The sequence below is a fragment of the Phytohabitans flavus genome (genome assembly GCF_011764545.1).
GTDB classification, from domain to species: domain Bacteria; phylum Actinomycetota; class Actinomycetes; order Mycobacteriales; family Micromonosporaceae; genus Phytohabitans; species Phytohabitans flavus.
The window spans coordinates 5,295,142-5,312,477 of record NZ_AP022870.1 but is presented as its reverse complement, the minus strand read 5'-3'; the positions used below and the strand labels follow the sequence as shown (position 1 = coordinate 5,312,477).

Annotated in this window: 17 protein-coding genes and 1 pseudogene; 10 read left to right on the top strand and 8 right to left on the bottom strand. The window is 71.3% G+C overall.

What is annotated here, in order from left to right:
• Nucleotides 1–285: 285 nt before the first annotated feature.
• Nucleotides 286–1,380, bottom strand: coding sequence for a lytic polysaccharide monooxygenase (locus Pflav_RS23135; RefSeq protein ID WP_377308201.1), 1,095 nt, complete (start codon nucleotides 1,378–1,380; stop codon nucleotides 286–288).
• Between the two features lie 356 nt (nucleotides 1,381–1,736).
• On the bottom strand, nucleotides 1,737–2,138 hold the full coding sequence (locus Pflav_RS23130; RefSeq protein ID WP_173042588.1) for a DUF1801 domain-containing protein: 402 nt from the start codon (nucleotides 2,136–2,138) through the stop codon (nucleotides 1,737–1,739).
• Between the two features lie 46 nt (nucleotides 2,139–2,184).
• On the opposite strand from Pflav_RS23130, the gene Pflav_RS23125 reads away from it, so the two are divergent.
• The gene (locus tag Pflav_RS23125; RefSeq protein WP_173038137.1) at nucleotides 2,185–2,559 is read left to right on the top strand and encodes a nuclear transport factor 2 family protein; all 375 of its coding nucleotides are present in this window, start codon (nucleotides 2,185–2,187) and stop codon (nucleotides 2,557–2,559) included.
• Here Pflav_RS23125 and Pflav_RS23120 read toward each other — a convergent pair.
• Nucleotides 2,553–3,398: an MBL fold metallo-hydrolase gene (locus tag Pflav_RS23120; protein ID WP_173038135.1), complete on the bottom strand. Its 846-nt coding sequence runs from the start codon at nucleotides 3,396–3,398 to the stop codon at nucleotides 2,553–2,555. The two genes, Pflav_RS23125 and Pflav_RS23120, sit on opposite strands and share 7 nt — an antisense overlap.
• A 50-nt stretch (nucleotides 3,399–3,448) precedes the next feature.
• Nucleotides 3,449–3,850, bottom strand: coding sequence for a thioesterase family protein (locus Pflav_RS23115; protein WP_173038133.1), 402 nt, complete (start codon nucleotides 3,848–3,850; stop codon nucleotides 3,449–3,451).
• A 101-nt stretch (nucleotides 3,851–3,951) separates the two neighbouring features.
• Between Pflav_RS23115 and Pflav_RS23110 the strand changes: the two genes are divergently transcribed.
• Nucleotides 3,952–4,971: a phosphatase PAP2 family protein gene (locus Pflav_RS23110; protein WP_173038132.1), complete on the top strand. Its 1,020-nt coding sequence runs from the start codon at nucleotides 3,952–3,954 to the stop codon at nucleotides 4,969–4,971.
• On the opposite strand, the gene Pflav_RS23105 is transcribed toward Pflav_RS23110, so the two are convergent.
• Both Pflav_RS23105 and Pflav_RS23100 read right to left on the bottom strand, forming a co-directional pair.
• Complete coding sequence (locus Pflav_RS23105) at nucleotides 4,895–6,223, bottom strand: PH domain-containing protein (protein WP_415624392.1); 1,329 nt, start codon at nucleotides 6,221–6,223, stop codon at nucleotides 4,895–4,897. The genes Pflav_RS23110 and Pflav_RS23105 overlap by 77 nt on opposite strands.
• A gap of 2 nt (nucleotides 6,224–6,225) precedes the next feature.
• The gene (locus tag Pflav_RS23100; RefSeq protein WP_232071798.1) at nucleotides 6,226–6,759 is read right to left on the bottom strand and encodes a PH domain-containing protein; all 534 of its coding nucleotides are present in this window, start codon (nucleotides 6,757–6,759) and stop codon (nucleotides 6,226–6,228) included.
• Nucleotides 6,760–7,254: 495 nt separating this feature from the next.
• Here Pflav_RS23100 and Pflav_RS23095 point away from each other — a divergent pair, with 495 nt between their 5' ends.
• The 4 genes and pseudogenes from Pflav_RS23095 (at nucleotide 7,255) to Pflav_RS23080 (ending at nucleotide 11,059) form a co-directional block, all read left to right on the top strand.
• Nucleotides 7,255–8,409, top strand: coding sequence for an AAA family ATPase (locus Pflav_RS23095; RefSeq protein ID WP_173042586.1), 1,155 nt, complete (start codon nucleotides 7,255–7,257; stop codon nucleotides 8,407–8,409).
• A pseudogene (locus tag Pflav_RS23090) lies at nucleotides 8,406–9,325 on the top strand (DUF58 domain-containing protein). The gene Pflav_RS23095 and the pseudogene Pflav_RS23090 overlap by 4 nt, the downstream one beginning before the upstream one ends.
• Nucleotides 9,322–10,272 carry a VWA domain-containing protein gene (locus tag Pflav_RS23085; protein ID WP_173038130.1) on the top strand — a complete coding sequence of 317 codons (951 nt, stop codon included), beginning with the start codon at nucleotides 9,322–9,324 and terminating at the stop codon, nucleotides 10,270–10,272. Before Pflav_RS23090 ends, Pflav_RS23085 begins: the two are co-directional and overlap by 4 nt.
• A gap of 268 nt (nucleotides 10,273–10,540) precedes the next feature.
• Nucleotides 10,541–11,059, top strand: a complete 519-nt coding sequence (locus Pflav_RS23080; protein WP_173038129.1) for a hypothetical protein — start codon at nucleotides 10,541–10,543, stop codon at nucleotides 11,057–11,059.
• An 879-nt stretch (nucleotides 11,060–11,938) separates the two neighbouring features.
• Here the strand turns inward: Pflav_RS23080 and Pflav_RS23075 are convergent.
• On the bottom strand, nucleotides 11,939–12,607 hold the full coding sequence (locus tag Pflav_RS23075; RefSeq protein WP_173038128.1) for a response regulator: 669 nt from the start codon (nucleotides 12,605–12,607) through the stop codon (nucleotides 11,939–11,941).
• Complete coding sequence (locus Pflav_RS23070) at nucleotides 12,604–13,851, bottom strand: sensor histidine kinase (RefSeq protein ID WP_173038126.1); 1,248 nt, start codon at nucleotides 13,849–13,851, stop codon at nucleotides 12,604–12,606. Before Pflav_RS23070 ends, Pflav_RS23075 begins: the two co-directional genes overlap by 4 nt.
• A gap of 131 nt (nucleotides 13,852–13,982) precedes the next feature.
• On the opposite strand from Pflav_RS23070, the gene fabG reads away from it, so the two are divergent.
• From fabG to Pflav_RS23050, 4 genes are read left to right on the top strand one after another with little or no spacing between them, the layout of a single operon-like run.
• The gene (fabG, locus tag Pflav_RS23065; protein ID WP_173038124.1) at nucleotides 13,983–14,687 is read left to right on the top strand and encodes a 3-oxoacyl-ACP reductase FabG; all 705 of its coding nucleotides are present in this window, start codon (nucleotides 13,983–13,985) and stop codon (nucleotides 14,685–14,687) included.
• A 30-nt stretch (nucleotides 14,688–14,717) separates the two neighbouring features.
• Nucleotides 14,718–15,485 carry an enoyl-ACP reductase FabI gene (gene fabI, locus Pflav_RS23060; RefSeq protein ID WP_173038122.1) on the top strand — a complete coding sequence of 256 codons (768 nt, stop codon included), beginning with the start codon at nucleotides 14,718–14,720 and terminating at the stop codon, nucleotides 15,483–15,485.
• Between the two features lie 4 nt (nucleotides 15,486–15,489).
• Nucleotides 15,490–16,509, top strand: a complete 1,020-nt coding sequence (locus Pflav_RS23055) for a ferrochelatase (protein ID WP_173038120.1) — start codon at nucleotides 15,490–15,492, stop codon at nucleotides 16,507–16,509.
• The gene (locus tag Pflav_RS23050) at nucleotides 16,455–17,288 is read left to right on the top strand and encodes an HAD-IIA family hydrolase (RefSeq protein ID WP_415624391.1); all 834 of its coding nucleotides are present in this window, start codon (nucleotides 16,455–16,457) and stop codon (nucleotides 17,286–17,288) included. Before Pflav_RS23055 ends, Pflav_RS23050 begins: the two co-directional genes overlap by 55 nt.
• The last annotated feature ends 48 nt before the right edge of the window (nucleotides 17,289–17,336 follow it).

Genomic DNA, 17,336 nt, shown 5'->3' with positions numbered 1-17,336 from the left:
GCTGGTTGGGCCGCCCCAGCACCGCCATGCCGGCCGGACCGGGGCCGGGACCTGCCCGTGGGCGGAGCCACAGGAGCCAAGGGAGCCTCCACACCGAAACGGACCGCTCGCGCGGGCGGCCCATCTGGTTCCTCGATCTGACTCCATGATGGCGGTGGATGGCAACCGGTTGGAGGTGTGGGGGAAACGGACCGTTACGGCACCGCGATCCGTAGCTACGGGTGGTCGCGCGCGAACCGGGCCCGGTGCCGAATACGGCGCCGGGCCCGGACGGTGATGCGGTGGTTATGCGACCGAGCAGCTGAGTGTCGGTGTCGTGCTCGGCCCGTTCGCGACGAAGCCGAACGTCGTCGACGCGCCCGCGTTCAGCGCGCCGTTGTGACCGGCGTTCCGCACTGTCAGGTTCGGTGCCGTGCCCGACTGCGTACCGTTCCAGAGGCTGTTGACGCTCTGGCCCGACGCGAGCGTCAGGCCGACGGACCAGCCGGGGATGTTGGCCGTGCCGCTGTTGCGGACGGTGACCTCACCCTGGAAGCCGCCGTTCCACGAGCCGACCGAGCGGTACGTCGCCGTGCAGGCGCCGGTGCCCGGGCCAGGGCCGGGGTTCGACGTGGTCGGGTTGGGGCCCGGGTTGCTGGTGGTCGGGTTCGGGCCGGGCGTCTGGGTGCCCTGGCCGGGGCCGACGCCGGTGACCTGGCCGTTGCCGCCGTCGAAGACGACGTCGGAGCAGCCGAAGAAGTTTTCGGCGCTGTCCGAGCGGACCCAACGCGAGTAGATGATGTGGCGGCCGCTCTTACCCGACGGCAGGTTGCCGGAGAAGTAGTAGTGGCCGTCGTTGGTGCCCACCGCACCGCGCTGGGGCGGGTTGGTGACCGTCAGGAACGGCGTGGACTCCAGGTCGCTCCAGGCCAGCGCCCGCGTCGGGCTCCAGTTGTTGTTGGTCACGTAGAAGTAGAACGTGCCCGGGTGGTGCGCCCAGTTGCTGTACCGGAACTCCATGTTCGCGCCGGCCGTCAGGTGGGTGAGCGGCCAGTCGTTGCGAGCCAGGTTGTACGCCGAGAACGTGCTGTTTCCGCCGCCGCACAGCTGACCGTCCGGCACGAAACCGGTCGTGCGGCCGGCCGCGTCGGAGCGCAGGACGCTGAACCAGTTGTACAGCGGGTTGGCGCCACCCTGGGCGACCGCGGCCTGGCAGGCCGGGTTGTTGGGGATGATCTGGCCCGTGGACGAGAGGCCGTCTTTCCAGCACAGGAAAGTACGGCTGCCGGGCACCATCGCGGCGCCGTGCGCCTGGGCCGCGCCGGGCGTGATCACCGTGACGATGCCCGCGGCCACCACAGCGACGGCGGCGGCAGCCGCAGCCCTGCGTAGAAGTTTCACCTTAGGGTCTCCCTTTCAGTACGAGGCCCGGTGCCGCGTGGTGGCGCGCACCGGATTCGGGGAGATGCGGACGGAAAATAAGCGCGCGGCAGCTCGGCTCGGCGCACCCGTCCCATCTCGGACGCACGCGCGCCTCTCACATGGCCCTAAGCCCGGCAGCCAGCACGGCGCGTGTCAGCCCTGCGCCGTCTGGCATCGACATTGCATCATGAATCGATATCCGCGGCAATAGCCGCTCGTCTATGCCGCCCGCCGTCTTGTGCGAGCCCGAGACAGGAGCTTTGAGCTACCGCGACGTCCGCGGTGGTCCGGACCGCTGCTCCCGCGGCCTCACCCTCCGCGTCACAAAAGCGCTGTCAGGCGCCGGGGTGGGCCGCCGCGGCGGCGCGGACCAGCTCGGCGACCGTTGCCAGGTCGACGTCGGTCAGCCGCTTGATGCGCACGCAGCTGCGCCCGATGTCCGCCTTGGGCAGGCGGTCGCGGTAGGTCTCGGCGAGATACCTGTCGCCGTCCGAGGCGCTGACGTACAGCGAGATGTACGCCCGGCGACCGGCCAGCCCGACCACGAACCAGTCGCCCTCACGACCACTGTCGTACCGGTAGTGGTAGGTGCCGTAGCCGACCATGCCCGACTCCATGTGCGGCTCGAGCTCGGGCGCCTCGCGGCGGATCAGCTCATGCAGCATCCGTACCTCGCCCCGGCGCGGCTCCGGCAACGCGGCGATGTACTCGTCGGGTGTCTTGACCTCGGCGTCCATGGCACTCGCGCCCATTCTGTCAGACCCAGGTGCGACTCTGCGTGCCATGACGAGGTCACACGACGCGGTGATGGCGTATTGGGCGGCGGCCGAGGCGCGCGACTGGCCGGGCTTCGCCGCGTTGCTCGCCGACGACGTGGTCTACGAGCTGCCACAGACACGGGAGCGGATCCTCGGCAAGGAGCGTTACGTCCAGTTCAATGTGGAATATCCCGGTGACTGGCACCTCGCCGTGGAGATGGCGGTCGGCGAGGAGCGGCACGCGGCGACCTGGGCCCGCTTCGTCCTGGATGGCGAGGAGCAGCAGGCGCTGACGTTTTTCGAGTTCGACGACGCCGGCCTGATCACAAAGGTCACCGACTTCTGGCCGGAGCCCTACGAGCCGCCGGCCGGGCGGGAGCACCTCGTCGAGCGCTACTGACCCGAGCTGCTGGTCCGCCCGGACAGCTCGGCGTAGCCGCGGCGTACGGCCACGCGGGCGGCGTCGGGGCCGAAAGGGGCCTTGGCGGCGACCGCGGCCACCGAGGCGCCGTCGAGGTGTCCGTCGCGGATCAGCCAGTCCAGCGCGGCCAGCTCCTCGTGCTGCCCCTTCACGAAGTTGGGGCCGACCGGGGCGCCGTGCCCGGGTACCACCACGGTCTGGGGCGTGGTGAGGCGCAGCAGCTCGGCCACCGCCTCGGGCCATTCGAGGGGGTAGGCGTCGCCGAAGGACGGCGGTGAGCCCTCCTCCACAAGGTCGCCGGCCACGATCACGTCGGCGTCGGGCACCTGCACGATCAGGTCGCCGGCGGTGTGGCCGCGACCGAGGTAACGCAGCACGACCAAGCGGCCGGCGAGGTCCACGGTGGACTCCAGGTGCACGGCGCGGTTGGGGGCGAGGATGGGCGCCTGGGCAAGCTCACCGGCCAGGTCGGGGGCGAGCCGCAGCGCCTCCTCGTATGCCTCCCGCCGCACCGCCTCGGGCTGGGCGCGCAGTAGCGACACCGTCTCCTCGTGCGCCCAGATGTCGCAGGGCGGGTCGCCGGCCAGCGCCGCGTTGCCGAAGGTGTGGTCGAAGTGGTGGTGGGTGTTGACCAGCGCCCACGGCATGCGGGTCAGCCGGCGGGCGGCGGCCGTGAGCTCGGCTGCCTGCGCGGGCGTGGCAAGGGTGTCGACCACCAGGGCCACGCCGTTGCCCAGGATGAGGGTGGCGTTGACATCGAGCACCGGGTACCGGAGAACGAACACGTTGTCGCCGACCTCGGCGAACTCAACTGCCACAGCTCCGCCCTCCGCTCCGCGCCGTCGGCCCCCGCACGGTAGCGCTCAGCTCACTGACCAAATGCCTTTTCCACAAACTTCTGCCGGTCGATTAGCACCCGCTCGATCCGTCCTTCGGCGACGGTGGCCGAGCCGTCGGTCACCGTCACCTCGAAGAGCAGGCGGCGGCCGTTGACCTTGGCCAGCCGGGCCTGCGCCACGACCGTGCGGCCGACCGGCGTCGGGGCCTTGTGGTCCAGCTCGACCCGCGCGCCGACCGTGCTCATGCCGGCCGGCATGAGCTGCGCCGTCGCGACCACCGTGGCCGCCTCCGCGAGCGCGAGCACCCGCGGTGTGCCGAGGACCGGTACGTCACCCGAGCCGAGCGCCTGCGCGGTGTCGGAGTCGGTGACGGTCAGCTCCACCTGGGCGGTCAACCCCGGCGTGAACGCGGGATCCGGCTGCTGTTCCATGCCGCATAGCGTAGGCGCTTCCGAACCAGGCAGACCACGTATGGGCGTACCTAGCGCACTCACCGGCCATCTGACGTACTCCTGTCATTAACCTGAGGCCGATGGTCGCGAGGATGTCTCCCGCGCCCGCGGACTCCCCGCCTCCAGTGCGCGGCCAGCGGCGCAAAGTGATCGCCATGGGCGTGTGGGCGCTGCTCTTCGTGGGCGGTTGGTTCCTCGTCGGCCTGCCCACAGACCCGCTGTACGCCTTCGGCTGGCTCTGGACCGCCACCATCGCCTGGCGGATCGGGCAGCCGTGGCGCACCCACCTGGGCTTCGTCCGCGACTGGCTGCCGGTCGTGCTGCTGCTCGCCGGGTACAGCCTGTCGCGCGGCTTCGCCGACAACGGCGCCACCCCGCACGCGCGGGAGCTTGTCGCGGCCGACCGGTGGATGTTCGGCTGGGCGCTCGGCGGCGAGGTACCCACGGTGTGGCTTCAGCGGCACCTGTACCACCCCGAGCACCTGTACTGGTACGACGTGGTGGCTAGCTGGGTGTACTTCTCCCACTTCGTCGTCGCGCTGGCCGTGGCGGTGGTGCTGTGGCTGATCGCGCGGGCGCGGTGGGTGGCGTTCATGCGGCGGTGGTTGTTCCTCACGATCGCCGGGCTCGTCACGTACTTCCTGTACCCGGCCGCACCGCCGTGGTGGGCCGCCCACTACGGGCTGATCGAGGACGTCGACCGCATCTCCAACCGCGGCTGGACGGCGGTCGGCATGCACGGCGCCGGCAACCTGCTCAACCTCGGCCAGCTGGGCGTCAACCCGGTGGCCGCGATGCCGTCGCTGCACACCGCGTTCGCGCTCTTCGTGGTGCTCTTCTTCCTGGGCTCGGTACGCCGGCGCTGGTGGCCGCTGCTGCTCGCGTACCCGGTCGCCATGACCTTCACCCTTGTGTACTCCGGCGAGCACTACGTGATCGACGTGCTGGTCGGCTGGGTGTACGTGGGTGCGACATTCATGGTGGTAGGGCTGGCCGAGACCTTGTGGACCAAGTGGCGCGCGGTTACGGCTCAGCCAGCACCGAGCGAGCCGCCCGCGAGCGTTCCGCCAGGGTCGCCGCCAACTCCCAGGCCTCCCTGACGTCCCGGTCGCGGGCCGCGGCGCTCGGGCCGCCAGCCGTGTCCGCGTACACGGTGGCCAGGCCGAGCCGGCGCTGGAGCGGCCCCCGGACGACCCGCACACTCTGGATCCGCGCGTACGGCACGACCAGCACCTGCCGGGTCACCAGCCCTTCCCGGTGCGCGACAACCTGGTCGGTCAGCGCGGCGCCGAGCACCCGCCAGGCGAGGGGGTGCAGCCACCGGGCCCGCCGCGAGGGCGGGGTGAACGGGATCGCGTCCAGCGCCACCCCGGGCAGCGCCTCGCCGAGCACGAGCCGCGCGGTCTCCGGATCGCCGACCGGCAGCAGCCGCGCGCCGCCGGAGTCGTCGCCCGCGTTGGGCGCCGCGACGCCGGCCACGTGTGGCCGCAGCCGCAGCCACCGCTTGCGCCGCCACAGCAGCGGCCAGGTCGCGGTCACCGCCTGTAGCCGGTCGAGCGGCACGGTCTGGCTGCGCGTCTCGAGCAGGCCGCCGCGTACCCGCAGCGATTCGTCCTGACTGGCCAGCCGGAAGTTCCAGTCGGCGAGGATCCGGCGCACGGGCTGGAGCAGCACGCCGGCCATCGCGGTCAGCGTGCTCGCGATGCCGATGAACGACCAGGTCGCCTCGGACGCGAACTGGACCACCACGAACGCGATACCGAACGGCATGAGCAGCGTCTGCGGCGTGAGCAGCTGGCTGATCAGCAGGTCGCGGTTGGCCACCGCGTGGATCGGCCGCTCCAGGTGCGCGACGGGCGCCGGCTCGCCGTCGGCCACCTCGGCGGCCGGGACGGTCGCGGTCGCCTTGCCGGCCAGGACCAGCAGCCGCTCGCGTAGGGTGCGGGCCTCGTCGACGGTCAGGAATGCGAGCGGCGCCTCCGTCTTGCCCCCGCCGACGACCTCCAGCCGCAGCTCGGCCAGGCCGGTGAGCTGGGCCAGCAGCGGCCGTACCACCTCGACGGCCTGGATCCGCTCCAGCGGGATCGCCCGGGTGCGGCGGAAGACAAGCCCTTCGTGTATCCGCAGCTCCCGGCCGACGACCTGGTAGCCGGTGAAGTACCAGCTGATCAGGGCGAGGATCACCTGGCCGATGAGCGCGGCGACGACCATCGCGGCGAACCAGCCCAGCCCGACCCGCCCGAGCGTCTGCCAGGAGAGCGCCGCGATGATCACCACCAGCGCGCGGGCACCTTTGAGCAGCGGCGTAAGGGGATGCAGCCGCCGCCTAGGCTCGGCAGTGGCGACGGAGATACTCACAGTCCCTCCGCGCGGTCCTCGCCGAGGGCGGTCAGGCGGTCACGCAGCCGGGAGGCCTCGTCCGGTGGCAGGCCGGGGATCTTCGCGTCGGAGGCCGCCGCGGCGGTGTGCAGCTGGACGGTGGCCAGCCCGAACGACCGCTCCAGCGGGCCGGCGGTGACATCGACGAACTGCATTCGCGCGTACGGGACGATCGACAGCCGGCGCACGAGCAGACCGTGGCGTACGAGCAGGTCGTTGTCGCGCTCGGCATACCCCCAGGCCTTGACCGCCCGGAAGATGACCGTGACCCGCCAGGCGGTCATGACCGCGGCGGCGGCCAGGGCCAGCCCGAAGATCCAGTGGCCGGTCAGGGCCCAGAGGATGGCCAGGCCGGCGAACACGAAGATCATGAAGGACGCGAGGCCGATCAGCTCGACCCAGATCAGATCACGCGAGACCGGGCGCCACTCGACCGTCTCCGGCCACGGCTCCAGCGCGCTGGTGGGGGATGTGCTGAGCCCAATGGTTCGCTCGCTGCGCTCGCTCACGCCTCCAGGCTACGGTCAACCTCGCGAAGGAACCCACGCGCCGCGAGGAAGTCGCTAAGGTGCTCGCGGTGGGCTTCGCAGGCGAGCCAGACTTTGCGCCGCTCCGGCTCGTGGAGCTTGGGATTATTCCACCGGAGGGCCCAGACGGCCTGCTCCTGGCACCCACGCGCGGAACACTTCCGGGAGCTTGCGAGCGGAAGCGACGAACTCTGCATTTCGAGAAGCTTACGAGCGCGTTGAGGAGATAGAGCGCCGGGCGGCCACGGGGGAAGCCGCCCGGCGACGGCTGAATCGTACACATCAAAAACCCCCTCATGTCTACCCGTTGGTCGTGCCTGTTTGGCCTCTGTCCGTACGCGGTAGCGGCGGCCAGACTTTCGGTCGCCTGGACCAGCCACGACGCGTTGGGTCGACCGGATTTCCGGCGCTGCGACCCCGGCTGGTTAGCTGGGCGTGTAAGGCTAGGTGCGGCAGCACCTCGCCGCCGCATTGCCGATGACGCCGCACCGCAGTGGAGGACCGGTGGCCAACGCGCCCACGCCCGAGCGCCCCGACGCACCCCTCTCGTCCGCCGAGAGCAGCACGCCCGCACAGGACGCGACGCTGCTCGAACGAGCGTTGTTCGAGGTCAAGCGGGTGATCGTGGGCCAGGACCGGATGGTCGAGCGGATGTTCGTCGCGCTACTGGCGCGCGGCCACTGCTTGCTGGAGGGCGTGCCCGGGGTGGCGAAGACGCTTGCCGTGGAGACGCTGGCCAAGGTCACCGGCGGTACGTTCTCGCGGGTGCAGTTCACGCCCGACCTCGTGCCGGCCGACATCATCGGCACCCGGATCTACCGGCAGTCGAGCGAAAAGTTCGACATCGAGCTCGGCCCGGTTTTCGTCAACTTCCTGCTCGCCGATGAGATCAACCGCGCGCCGGCCAAGGTGCAGTCGGCGCTGCTGGAGGTCATGTCCGAGCAGCAGGTCTCGATCGGCGGCGAGACCCACGAGGTGCCGCACCCGTTCCTGGTCATGGCCACGCAGAACCCGATCGAGCAGGAGGGTGTGTACCCGCTGCCCGAGGCCCAGCGCGACCGCTTCCTCATGAAGATCATCGTTGGTTACCCGACGGACGCCGAGGAGCGCGAGATCGTGTACCGGATGGGTGTGAGCGCGCCCGAGCCGTCAGCGATCTTCACGCCGTCCGAGCTGATCGGGCTCCAGCGCAAGGCCGACCAGGTGTTCGTGCACAACGCGCTGGTCGACTACGCCGTGCGGCTGGTGCTCGCCACCCGCACCCCGACCGAGCACGGCATCCCGGACATCGCCCCGCTGATTCAGTACGGCGCCAGCCCGCGCGCCTCCCTCGGCATCGTGCGCGCCACCCGCGCGCTCGCGCTGATGCGCGGCCGTGACTACGCGCTGCCGCAGGATGTGCAGGACGTGGCGCCGGACATCCTCCGCCACCGCCTGGTGCTCAGCTACGACGCGCTCGCCGACGACGTGCCGGCCGACCACATCGTGGCCCGGGTGATGGCCACCGTGCCGCTGCCCACCGTCGCGCCGCGACAGAGCGCCACCCCCGGCCCCGCACCCGCGTCTGCCCCGCCCCTCGCGCCGCCGCCCGGAGCGCCGCAGCCGGCCGGTGCGTGGCCCAACCTGCCATGAGCCCTCCGCTGGACGGGCAGACGACGGCACGGGCGGACGCCGTACTTTCGCGGCTGCAACTGTTGGTCACGCGCAAGCTCGACGGGCTGCTGCAAGGCGACTACGTAGGGCTGCTGCCGGGGCCGGGCACCGAGGCGGGGAGTCCCGGGAGTACCGGCCGGGTGACGACGTGCGCCGCATGGACTGGCCGGTCACCGCGCGCACCACGTACCCGCACGTGCGGCAGACGGTGGCCGACCGCGAGCTGGAGACCTGGATGGCGGTCGACCTGTCGGCCAGCCTCGACTTCGGTACCGCCCAGCACCTCAAGTCCGAGCTGGTGATCGCGGCGGCGACGGCGCTGTCGCACCTCACCGTGCGGGGCGGCAACCGGATCGGCGCGGTGGTGGGCACCGCCTCCCACGTGCAGCGGATGCCGGCCCGCCCCGGGCGCAAGGAGGCGCAGGGGCTGCTGCGCGCGATCGCCCGTACCCAGATCAGGCCCGGACGCTCCGACCTGGGCGCCCTGGTCGACATGCTCAACCGCCCACCGCGCCGCCGGGGTGTGGCTGTGGTGATTTCCGACTTCCTCGCGCCGGTCGAGCAGTGGGCCCGACCCGTGCGCAAGCTCGGGGTGCGCCACGACGTACTGGCGATCGAGGTGGTCGACCCCCGCGAGCTGGAGCTGCCGGACGTCGGCGTGCTCACGCTCGTCGACCCCGAGACCGGCGCGCTGCACGAGGTGCAGACCGCCGACCCCAAGCTGCGGCGCCGGTACGCCGAGGCAGCCGGCATGCAGCGCGCGGCCATCGCCCAGGCCCTGCGCGCGGCGAATGCCGCCCACCTGCGCCTGCGTACCGACTCCGACTGGCTGCTGGACATGGTCCGCTTCGTCGCCGCCCAGCGGCACGCACGCACCCGAGGGACGACGCGATGATCCGTTTTCTCGAGCCGTGGTGGCTGCTCGCGCTGCTGCCGGTGATCGCGATCGCGGCCGTGTACGTGTGGCGGCAGTTCCGCCGCAAGCAGTACGCGGTCCGCTTCGCCAACCTCGACCTGCTGCGCACCCTCGCGCCGAAGGGCCTGGGGTGGCGCCGCCACGTCGCGGCCGGCACGTTTCTGCTCGCGCTTGTGGCGCTGGCCACCGCGATGGCCCGCCCTTCGATCGACCGCGAGGAGCCACTGGAACGCGCCACCATCATGCTGGCGATCGACGTGTCGCTGTCGATGGAGGCGGACGACGTGGCGCCGAGCCGCATCGAGGCGGCGCAGGAGGCGGCGAAGCAGTTCGTGACCGAGCTGCCCCCGTCGTACAACCTCGGGCTTGTGTCGTTCGCCAAGTCGGCGAACGTGCTCGTGCCACCGAGCAAGGACCGGCTCGCGGTCCAGCAGGCCATCGACGGCCTCACACTGGCCGAGGCCACGGCGACCGGCGAGGCGGTCTTCACCTGCCTGGAGGCGGTACGGTCGGTGCCCGCCGACGGCGCGCAGGGCATCCCGCCGGCCCGCATCGTGCTGCTCTCCGACGGCTACCGCACGTCGGGCCGCTCGGTCGAGGAGGCCGGGTCGGCCGCCGCCGCCGCGAACGTGCCGGTCTCCACGATCGCCTTCGGCACCGACGCGGGCGTGGTCGACATCGGCGGCCAGCTCCAGCCGGTACCTGTCGACCGGCTCGCGCTGGCCGAACTCGCGGAGACCACGCAGGGCTTCTTCTACGAGGCGGCGTCGGTGAGCGAGCTCAAGCAGGTGTACGAGGACATGGGCAGCTCGATCGGCCACCGCGTCGAGCCGCGCGAGGTGACGCAGTGGTACGCGGGGATCGCGCTGCTGTTCGCCTTGGCCGCGGGCGGCATGAGCCTCCTCTGGACCAGCCGCCTCCCCTAAGCGCCGCTTGTGGTGCGGCGCTTGCGCGGCGGGCCGCTTGGGTTGCGGCGCTTCGCGCATCGAACAGGCTTCGTCTATCGGGGCGGTTTTTCGCCACGGACGCTCGCGTCCGGTTGCCAGCCGGCCGCGCGCAGCGCGGCGCGGAGGTCGGCGAGCACCTCGTCCGGGCGCTGGCGGAGCGCCCAGCCGGGAAGCGCAACAAACGCTGGCCGGCGATGGCGATCTCGTTGTGCTGGCGCATGTCCGCGTACCAGGCCCTGACCTCCATGTGCTGTCCACCGTCGATCTCGACTTGTACGCCCCAACTGTCGAAGTACACGTCCCGGTAACGTCGGCGGCCGGACCGATCGGTGCGGCTGACCTGGCGGGACGGCTCGGGCAGGCCGGCGCTGCGGCACAGCCGGGCGAAGTCGATCTCGAAGATGGACTCCGCGCCACCGGCCGCGTCCGCGATCGCCCCGACGATGACCGGGCGCCGATGTACGCGTGGCAGCCTGGCCAGCGCCGGCTCGACGTCTGCGAGCCCCACCAGGCGTTGCTGGAAGCAGGCGGCGATGATGGTGACGGCCTCGCGGTCGGTCGGTGCCCACTGCGCCGCATCGATCATCGAGCGAGCCGGCATCGTGCAGGGTGGATTGCCCGCCGGGTGCTGATCCTCGACCGGCAGGTGCCGCGTGCGATGCACCACGACGCCGGGCGGGGGATCGGTGTCGCGCCGGTGCGCGCCGACGAGCACGTGCATCGGCCAGGCGGCGAATCCCCGCAGCCCCTGCACGGCGAGCGCTGACAACCCGGCAACCGGAGCGATCCGGCCTCGGCCCACGGCGAGGGCGGCGATCCACCGGCGCTGGTGCTCGGTGACCGGTCCGGCGTGATGTTATGTACACGGCGTGGTGTGCGTGGCGCCAGCGCCCGGTGGCCAGTCGATGCCGGATCGCCTTGTCGGACAAGTAGCGCAGCGCCTGGCGCCGGCTGATGACGCCGTCTTGGCGGAAGAGCAGGAATTCGAGATCGCCCGCTGAGTCGGGGCTGAACCCACGGATCTCATCGAGTCTCTGGAATGCCACCACGGCACCAGTGTGCGGCCCGCGTCTGACAGTTCAGGCTGGCGCGGGCGACCCGGAGCACGAGTGGCCTCAATGGACAGTCAGAGGGCTCGGGGTGCAGTGCTCAGACGAGCACGAAGAGGACGAGCACCCAGACGGCGGCGAGAGTGAAGCCCAGCGGGGCAGCGTAACGGTTCATGGCGGTTCTCCGTTGGCGGTACGCGCGACGGTGCGCCCAGGGCCGCTTACCCGGGGCGCGAAAGGAAGAGGAGAGACCGGTCAGCTCAGCTGACGCGTGGACCCGGTATGACTAGGGGGATCGCTATCTCGCACAGCGATCACCTCCAGAGGTCGTCCGGGCTCAGAACCGTCCGCCATCCTACACCCCTGGAGCCCGCCGTACCCACTTGGCCGATCGGTCGGCCTGTGGTGTCCGCCCGGCGGCCGGGGTCGGGAAAGTGGCGCACGCGGCGGCCAGAGCGTAGTCCACTGTGGACGTCGGCCGACGGCGTCGACCAGGCCAGAAGGGTCTGTCGCGGGCCGTCGCCAGCGCGTCGGACCAGGGTCTGCACTTGCCTTACAACCCAGGTGCTACGCGCGGGCGGTGAGCGACCCAGGTGCTACTCGCCGGCCGCGACCAGACCTGTCTCGTACGCCAGCACGACCGCCTGTGCCCGGTCGCGCAGGTTGAGCTTGGCGAGGATCCGCCCGACGTGAGTCTTCACGGTCTGCTCGGCGACCACGAGATCGTCCGCGATCTCCGAGTTGGACAGTCCGCGGGCGATCAGCCGCAGCACCTCGGTCTCGCGGGGGGTGAGCGTGGACAGCGCGGTCGGGCGCGGCCTGTTGCGGCTGGGGCGGGCGGCGAACTCGGCGATCAGCCGCCGCGTCACCGAGGGCGCGAGCAGCGCCTCGCCGCTGGCCACGACGCGCACCGCGTGCACCAGGTCGGCCGCGGGCGCGTCCTTGAGCAGGAAGCCGGAGGCACCGGCGCGCAGCGCCTCGTAGACGTAGTCGTCCAGGTCGAACGTGGTCAGGATGAGCACCCGCGGTCGCTCGCTGCCCGCCGGGCGGTCGCCCACCAGCCGGCGGGTCGCCTCCAGGCCGTCGAGCACGGGCATGCGCACGTCCATGAGCACAACGTCGGGGTCGAGCCGGCGGGCGGCGGTGACCGCGTCGGCGCCGTTGGCCGCGTCGCCGACCACCACGAGGTCGGGCTGGGCGGCCAGCAGCGCCCCGAAACCCTGCCGCACCATCGCCTGGTCGTCGGCGATGAGCACGCGGATCACCCGGTACCCCCGGGGTCTGGATCCGCGGGTGGTGCGTAGGGCAGCCGGGCCGCCACCGCGAAGCCTCCGTCCGGGGTCGGGCCGGCCAGCAGGTCGCCGCCGAGCAGCGTCGCCCGCTCGCGCATGCCGGCGATCCCGTGCCCGTCGCCGGGTGCCGGCTCCGGAGCGGAGCGCGGCGGGCCATTGTGGACGCGCAGGCTCAGGTCCGCGGTCCACGGGCGGATCTCGACCCGCACGGCCGCGCCGGGCGCGTGCCGGCTCGCGTTGGCGAGGGCTTCCTGCACGATTCGGTACGCGGCCAGCCCGACCGCCTCCGATGGTGCCTCGCCCTCGGCCACGTCGAGCGTGGCGGTCACGCCGGCCCGCTGCGCTGCGGCCACGAGCTCGGGGATGTCGGCCAGCCCGGGCTGCGGCGCGGTCAACGGCTCGGCGCCCTCGCTGCGCAGCACGCCGAGCAGCCGCCGCATGTCGGTGAGCGCCTCTCGGGCCGCCCCGGCGATGGCGGTGAACTCGGCCCGGGCCGGGGTGGGCAGGTCGGGGAGGCGGTACGGCGCCGTCTCCGCCTGTACCGCGATCATGGACATGTGGTGCGCGACCACGTCATGCATCTCCCGCGCGATCCGGGTGCGTTCCTCCAGCACGGTACGCCGTGCCTTCTCCAACTCGCTCACCTCGGACTGCTCGGCGAGCCGATCACTGAGCGTGCTGCGGCTGCGGGTGATCCGCCCGATGACGTCGGCGACGAGCACCACGGCGAAGAAGAGCAGCGAGATGCCCACGACGGCGTGTGGCGGTACGAAGAGCCAGACCGTGCTCAGGCTGAACAGGCCCATCCACAGCAGCACCGGGCGGTCCACCCGGGAGCCGACCACGAGCAGGACCAGCAGGATGATCACGACGTGCGCGGGGCTCCACGGCCAAATCTGGTCCGGATCGCGGTTGAACGTGCCGAGGAGGGCGCTCACGAACATGAGTCGCCACGCCCACAGCGGCCGGGGGAGCAGAAACGGCACCGGCAGGACGGTGAGGATCGCGATCGCCCAGCCGCTGAGCGGTGGCAGCCCGCGGCCGTCGATCAGGTACTGCGCGGTGGCGATCGCGATGCCGACCAGCGCGAACGCGGCCACCGTGGGCACGATCGCGTTGATGCGCGACCACGGCAGGCGCATGGTGATCCGCGGGTAGTCCGGCCCGGCGAAGAGGCGCCGCAGCCCAGCCCAGACCTCGCGGGAGATTGAACCCACGCCACGGAGATTACGTTGTGTGATCGATCGCGTCGTGCCGCCGTGGTGTGATCCCTGGCGTCATACCCCGGTAGTGTCTGGTCGGTCGGCGAGCGCCAAACCGGCGTGCGACGAGGAGCGGAGGAGCTACGATGGCCCGCACCGTGCTGGTGACCGGGGGCAACCGGGGGATCGGCCTGGCGATCGCGCAGGCGTTCGCGAAGCAGGGAGACCGGGTGGCCGTCACCCACCGCGGCAGCGGTGTGCCGGGCGAGCTCTTCGGCGTGGAGTGCGACATCACGGACACGGCGGCCGTCGACGCGGCGTTCGGGACGATCGAGGCCGAGCTCGGGCCGGTCGAGGTGCTGGTCGCCAACGCCGGCATCACCGACGACACGCTGCTGCTGCGGATGTCCGAAGAGCAGTTCACGCGGGTGGTGGACACCAACCTCACCGGGTCGTACCGGCTCGCCAAGCGGGCGGCCAGCAAGATGCTGCGGGCCAAGTGGGGTCGGATGATCTTCATTTCCTCGGTGGTCGGGCTCTACGGCTCGCCCGGCCAGGTCAACTACGCGGCGAGCAAGGCCGGCCTGGTGGGTGTCGCCCGCTCGATCACCCGGGAGTTGGGCAGCCGTAACATCACGGCGAATGTGGTGGCTCCCGGCTACGTCGACACCGACATGACCGCCGTGCTGCCCGAGGACCGTAAGGCGGAGTACAAGAAGCTCATCCCGGCCGGCCGCTTCGCCGCCCCCGACGAGGTGGCGGGCGCGGTGACCTGGCTGGCGAGCGACGCCGCGGGGTACATCTCGGGCGCGGTCATTCCGGTCGACGGCGGCTTGGGCATGGGTCACTGAGGCATCGCCGACCGAAGGAAGGGTGCGTACGTGTCAGGACTGCTCGCCGGCAAGCGACTGCTCATCACCGGCGTCATCACCGATCAGTCGATCGCGTTCTCGACCGCGAAGCTGGCCCAGGAGCAGGGCGCCACGGTCGTGCTGACCGGCTTCGGCCGGATGTCGCTGGTCGAGCGGATCGCCAAGCGGCTGCCCGAGCCGGTGCCGGTCATCGAGCTCGACGTACAGAACGACGAGCAGCTCGCCGGGCTGGCCGACAAGGTGCGCGAGCACGTCGACGGGCTCGACGGGGTGGTGCACTCGATCGCGTTCGCGCCGCAGAGCTGCCTCGGCGGCGGCTATCTCGACGCGCCCTGGGAGGACGTGAGCAAGGCGCTGCACGTCTCCACGTACTCCTACAAGTCGCTCGCGATGGCCGCGCTGCCGCTCATGGGCCGGGGTGGCTCGGTGGTCGGGCTGACCTTCGACGCCAAATTCGCCTGGCCGGTGTACGACTGGATGGGCGTCGCCAAGGCCGGCCTCGAGTCCGCCTCCCGCTACCTCGCGCTGCACCTGGGCAAGCAGGGCATCCGCAGCAACCTCGTCTCGGCCGGCCCGCTGCGCACGATGGCGGCCAAGTCGATTCCGGGCTTCGAGCAGTTCGAGGACGAGTGGGTACGCAAGGCGCCGCTCGGCTGGGACCTCAACGACCAGGAGGCCGCGGCCAAGGCGATCCTCGCGCTGCTCTCCGACTGGTTCCCGGCCACCACCGGCGAGGTCGTGCACGTGGACGGCGGGTTCCACGCGATCGGAGCGTGAGTCCGTGAGCGAGGCGTATGACGCGCTGCTTCTGGTCTCGTTCGGCGGGCCCGAGCATCCCGACGACGTGCTGCCCTTCCTGGCAAACGTCACCCGAGGGCGCGGCGTGCCCCCCGAGCGGCTGGCCGAGGTGGCGGAGCACTACCAGCACTTCGGCGGGGTGTCCCCGATCAACCAGCAGTGTCGCGACCTGCTGCGGGAGATCGAGCGGGGCACCGACCTCCCGGTGTACTGGGGCAACCGCAACTGGCACCCGATGCTCGCCGACACCGTGGCGCAGATGCGCGACGACGGGATCAAGCGGGCGCTCGCGTTCGTCACCAGCGCGTACGGCGGGTACTCCGCGTGCCGCCAGTACCTGGAGGACATCGCGGCCGCCCGCGCGGCGGTGGGTCCGAGCGCGCCGGTGATCGAGAAGCTGCGGCACTTCCACGACCACCCCGGCTTCGTCGAGCCGCACGCCGACGCGGTCCGGGCCGCGCGGGCCACCCTCCCGCCCGGCGGCAACGTGCGGGTGGTGTTCACCGCTCACTCGATACCCACGTCGATGGCCGCGACCGCGGGCCCGGACGGCGGCCGTTACGAGGCCCAGCTCGACGAGACCGCCGCCCTTGTCTCCGCCGCCGGCGCGCCCGACCTGCCGTGGGACCTGGTGTGGCAGAGCCGCAGCGGCCCGCCGCACGTGCCGTGGCTCGAACCCGACGTGAACGACCACCTCGCCGCGCTCGCCGCGGACGGGGTGACGGGGGTGGTGGTGAGCCCGATCGGGTTCGTCTCCGACCACCTCGAAGTGATCTGGGACCTCGACAACGAGGCGGCCAGCACCGCCAAGCGCCTCGGCCTGGACTACGTGCGGGCCGCCACGCCCGGCACCGACCCGCGCTTCGTGGCGATGGTCCACGATCTCGTGCGGGAACGTGTTAACGCGGCGGATAGTGCCCGGAGATCTCGGCTAGGTACCCTTCCGCTCTGGGACACGTGTTCCTTGGGCTGCTGTCCGCCACCGCGCAGGGGGGCTCCGTGACGACCGACCGAAAGCCGATCGAGTCCTGGCTCACCGATATGGACGGTGTGCTCGTACACGAGGGGCAGCCCATTCCCGGCGCGCCCGAGTTCATCAGCCGGCTGCGCTCGTCGGGCAAGCCGTTCCTGGTGCTGACCAACAACTCGATCTACACGCCGCGCGACCTCCAGGCACGGCTGACCCGGATGGGCTTCGACGTCCCGGAGCACTCGATCTGGACGGCCGCGCTGGCCACCGCGCAGTTCCTGGTCGACCAGCGCCCGGGCGGTACGGCGTACGCGATCGGGGAGGCCGGCCTCACCACCGCGCTGCACGCCGTCGGGTATGTCCTGAGCGACTTCGCACCGGACTACGTGGTGCTCGGCGAGACCCGTACGTACAGCTTCGAAGCGATCACCAAGGCGGTCCGGCTGATCAACGACGGCGCCCGCTTCATCTGTACCAACCCCGACCCGACCGGCCCGTCCGTGGAGGGCGCGCTGCCGGCCGCCGGCTCGGTGGCCGCGATGATCTCCAAGGCGACCGGCGTCGATCCGTACTTCGTGGGCAAGCCCAACCCGATGATGATGCGGTCCGCGCTCAACACCATCGATGGGCACTCGGAGAGCACCGCGATGATCGGCGACCGCATGGACACCGACATCCTCTGCGGCTTGGAGGCGGGGCTGGAGACGATCCTCGTGATGAGCGGCATCAGCACCCGCGCCGAGACCGAGCGCTACCCGTACCGCCCGTCCCGCATCGTGGACTCAGTCGCCGACCTGATCGACGAGATCTGATGTGTTCGGTTGACGGTGACGTCGTCGGTGGCCTAGCATCAAAATGCC

Excerpts from the sequence above, each read along its gene's own strand:
- Pflav_RS23130 (WP_173042588.1), bottom strand. The coding sequence starts at position 2,138 with ATGGACGCCGAGGTCAAGACACCCGACGAGTACATCGCCGCGTTGCCG.
- Pflav_RS23125 (WP_173038137.1), top strand. The coding sequence starts at position 2,185 with ATGACGAGGTCACACGACGCGGTGATGGCGTATTGGGCGGCGGCCGAG.
- Pflav_RS23115 (WP_173038133.1), bottom strand. The coding sequence starts at position 3,850 with ATGGAACAGCAGCCGGATCCCGCGTTCACGCCGGGGTTGACCGCCCAG.
- Pflav_RS23110 (WP_173038132.1), top strand. The coding sequence starts at position 3,952 with ATGGTCGCGAGGATGTCTCCCGCGCCCGCGGACTCCCCGCCTCCAGTG.
- Pflav_RS23095 (WP_173042586.1), top strand. The coding sequence starts at position 7,255 with ATGACGCCGCACCGCAGTGGAGGACCGGTGGCCAACGCGCCCACGCCC.
- Pflav_RS23085 (WP_173038130.1), top strand. The coding sequence starts at position 9,322 with ATGATCCGTTTTCTCGAGCCGTGGTGGCTGCTCGCGCTGCTGCCGGTG.
- fabG (WP_173038124.1), top strand. The coding sequence starts at position 13,983 with ATGGCCCGCACCGTGCTGGTGACCGGGGGCAACCGGGGGATCGGCCTG.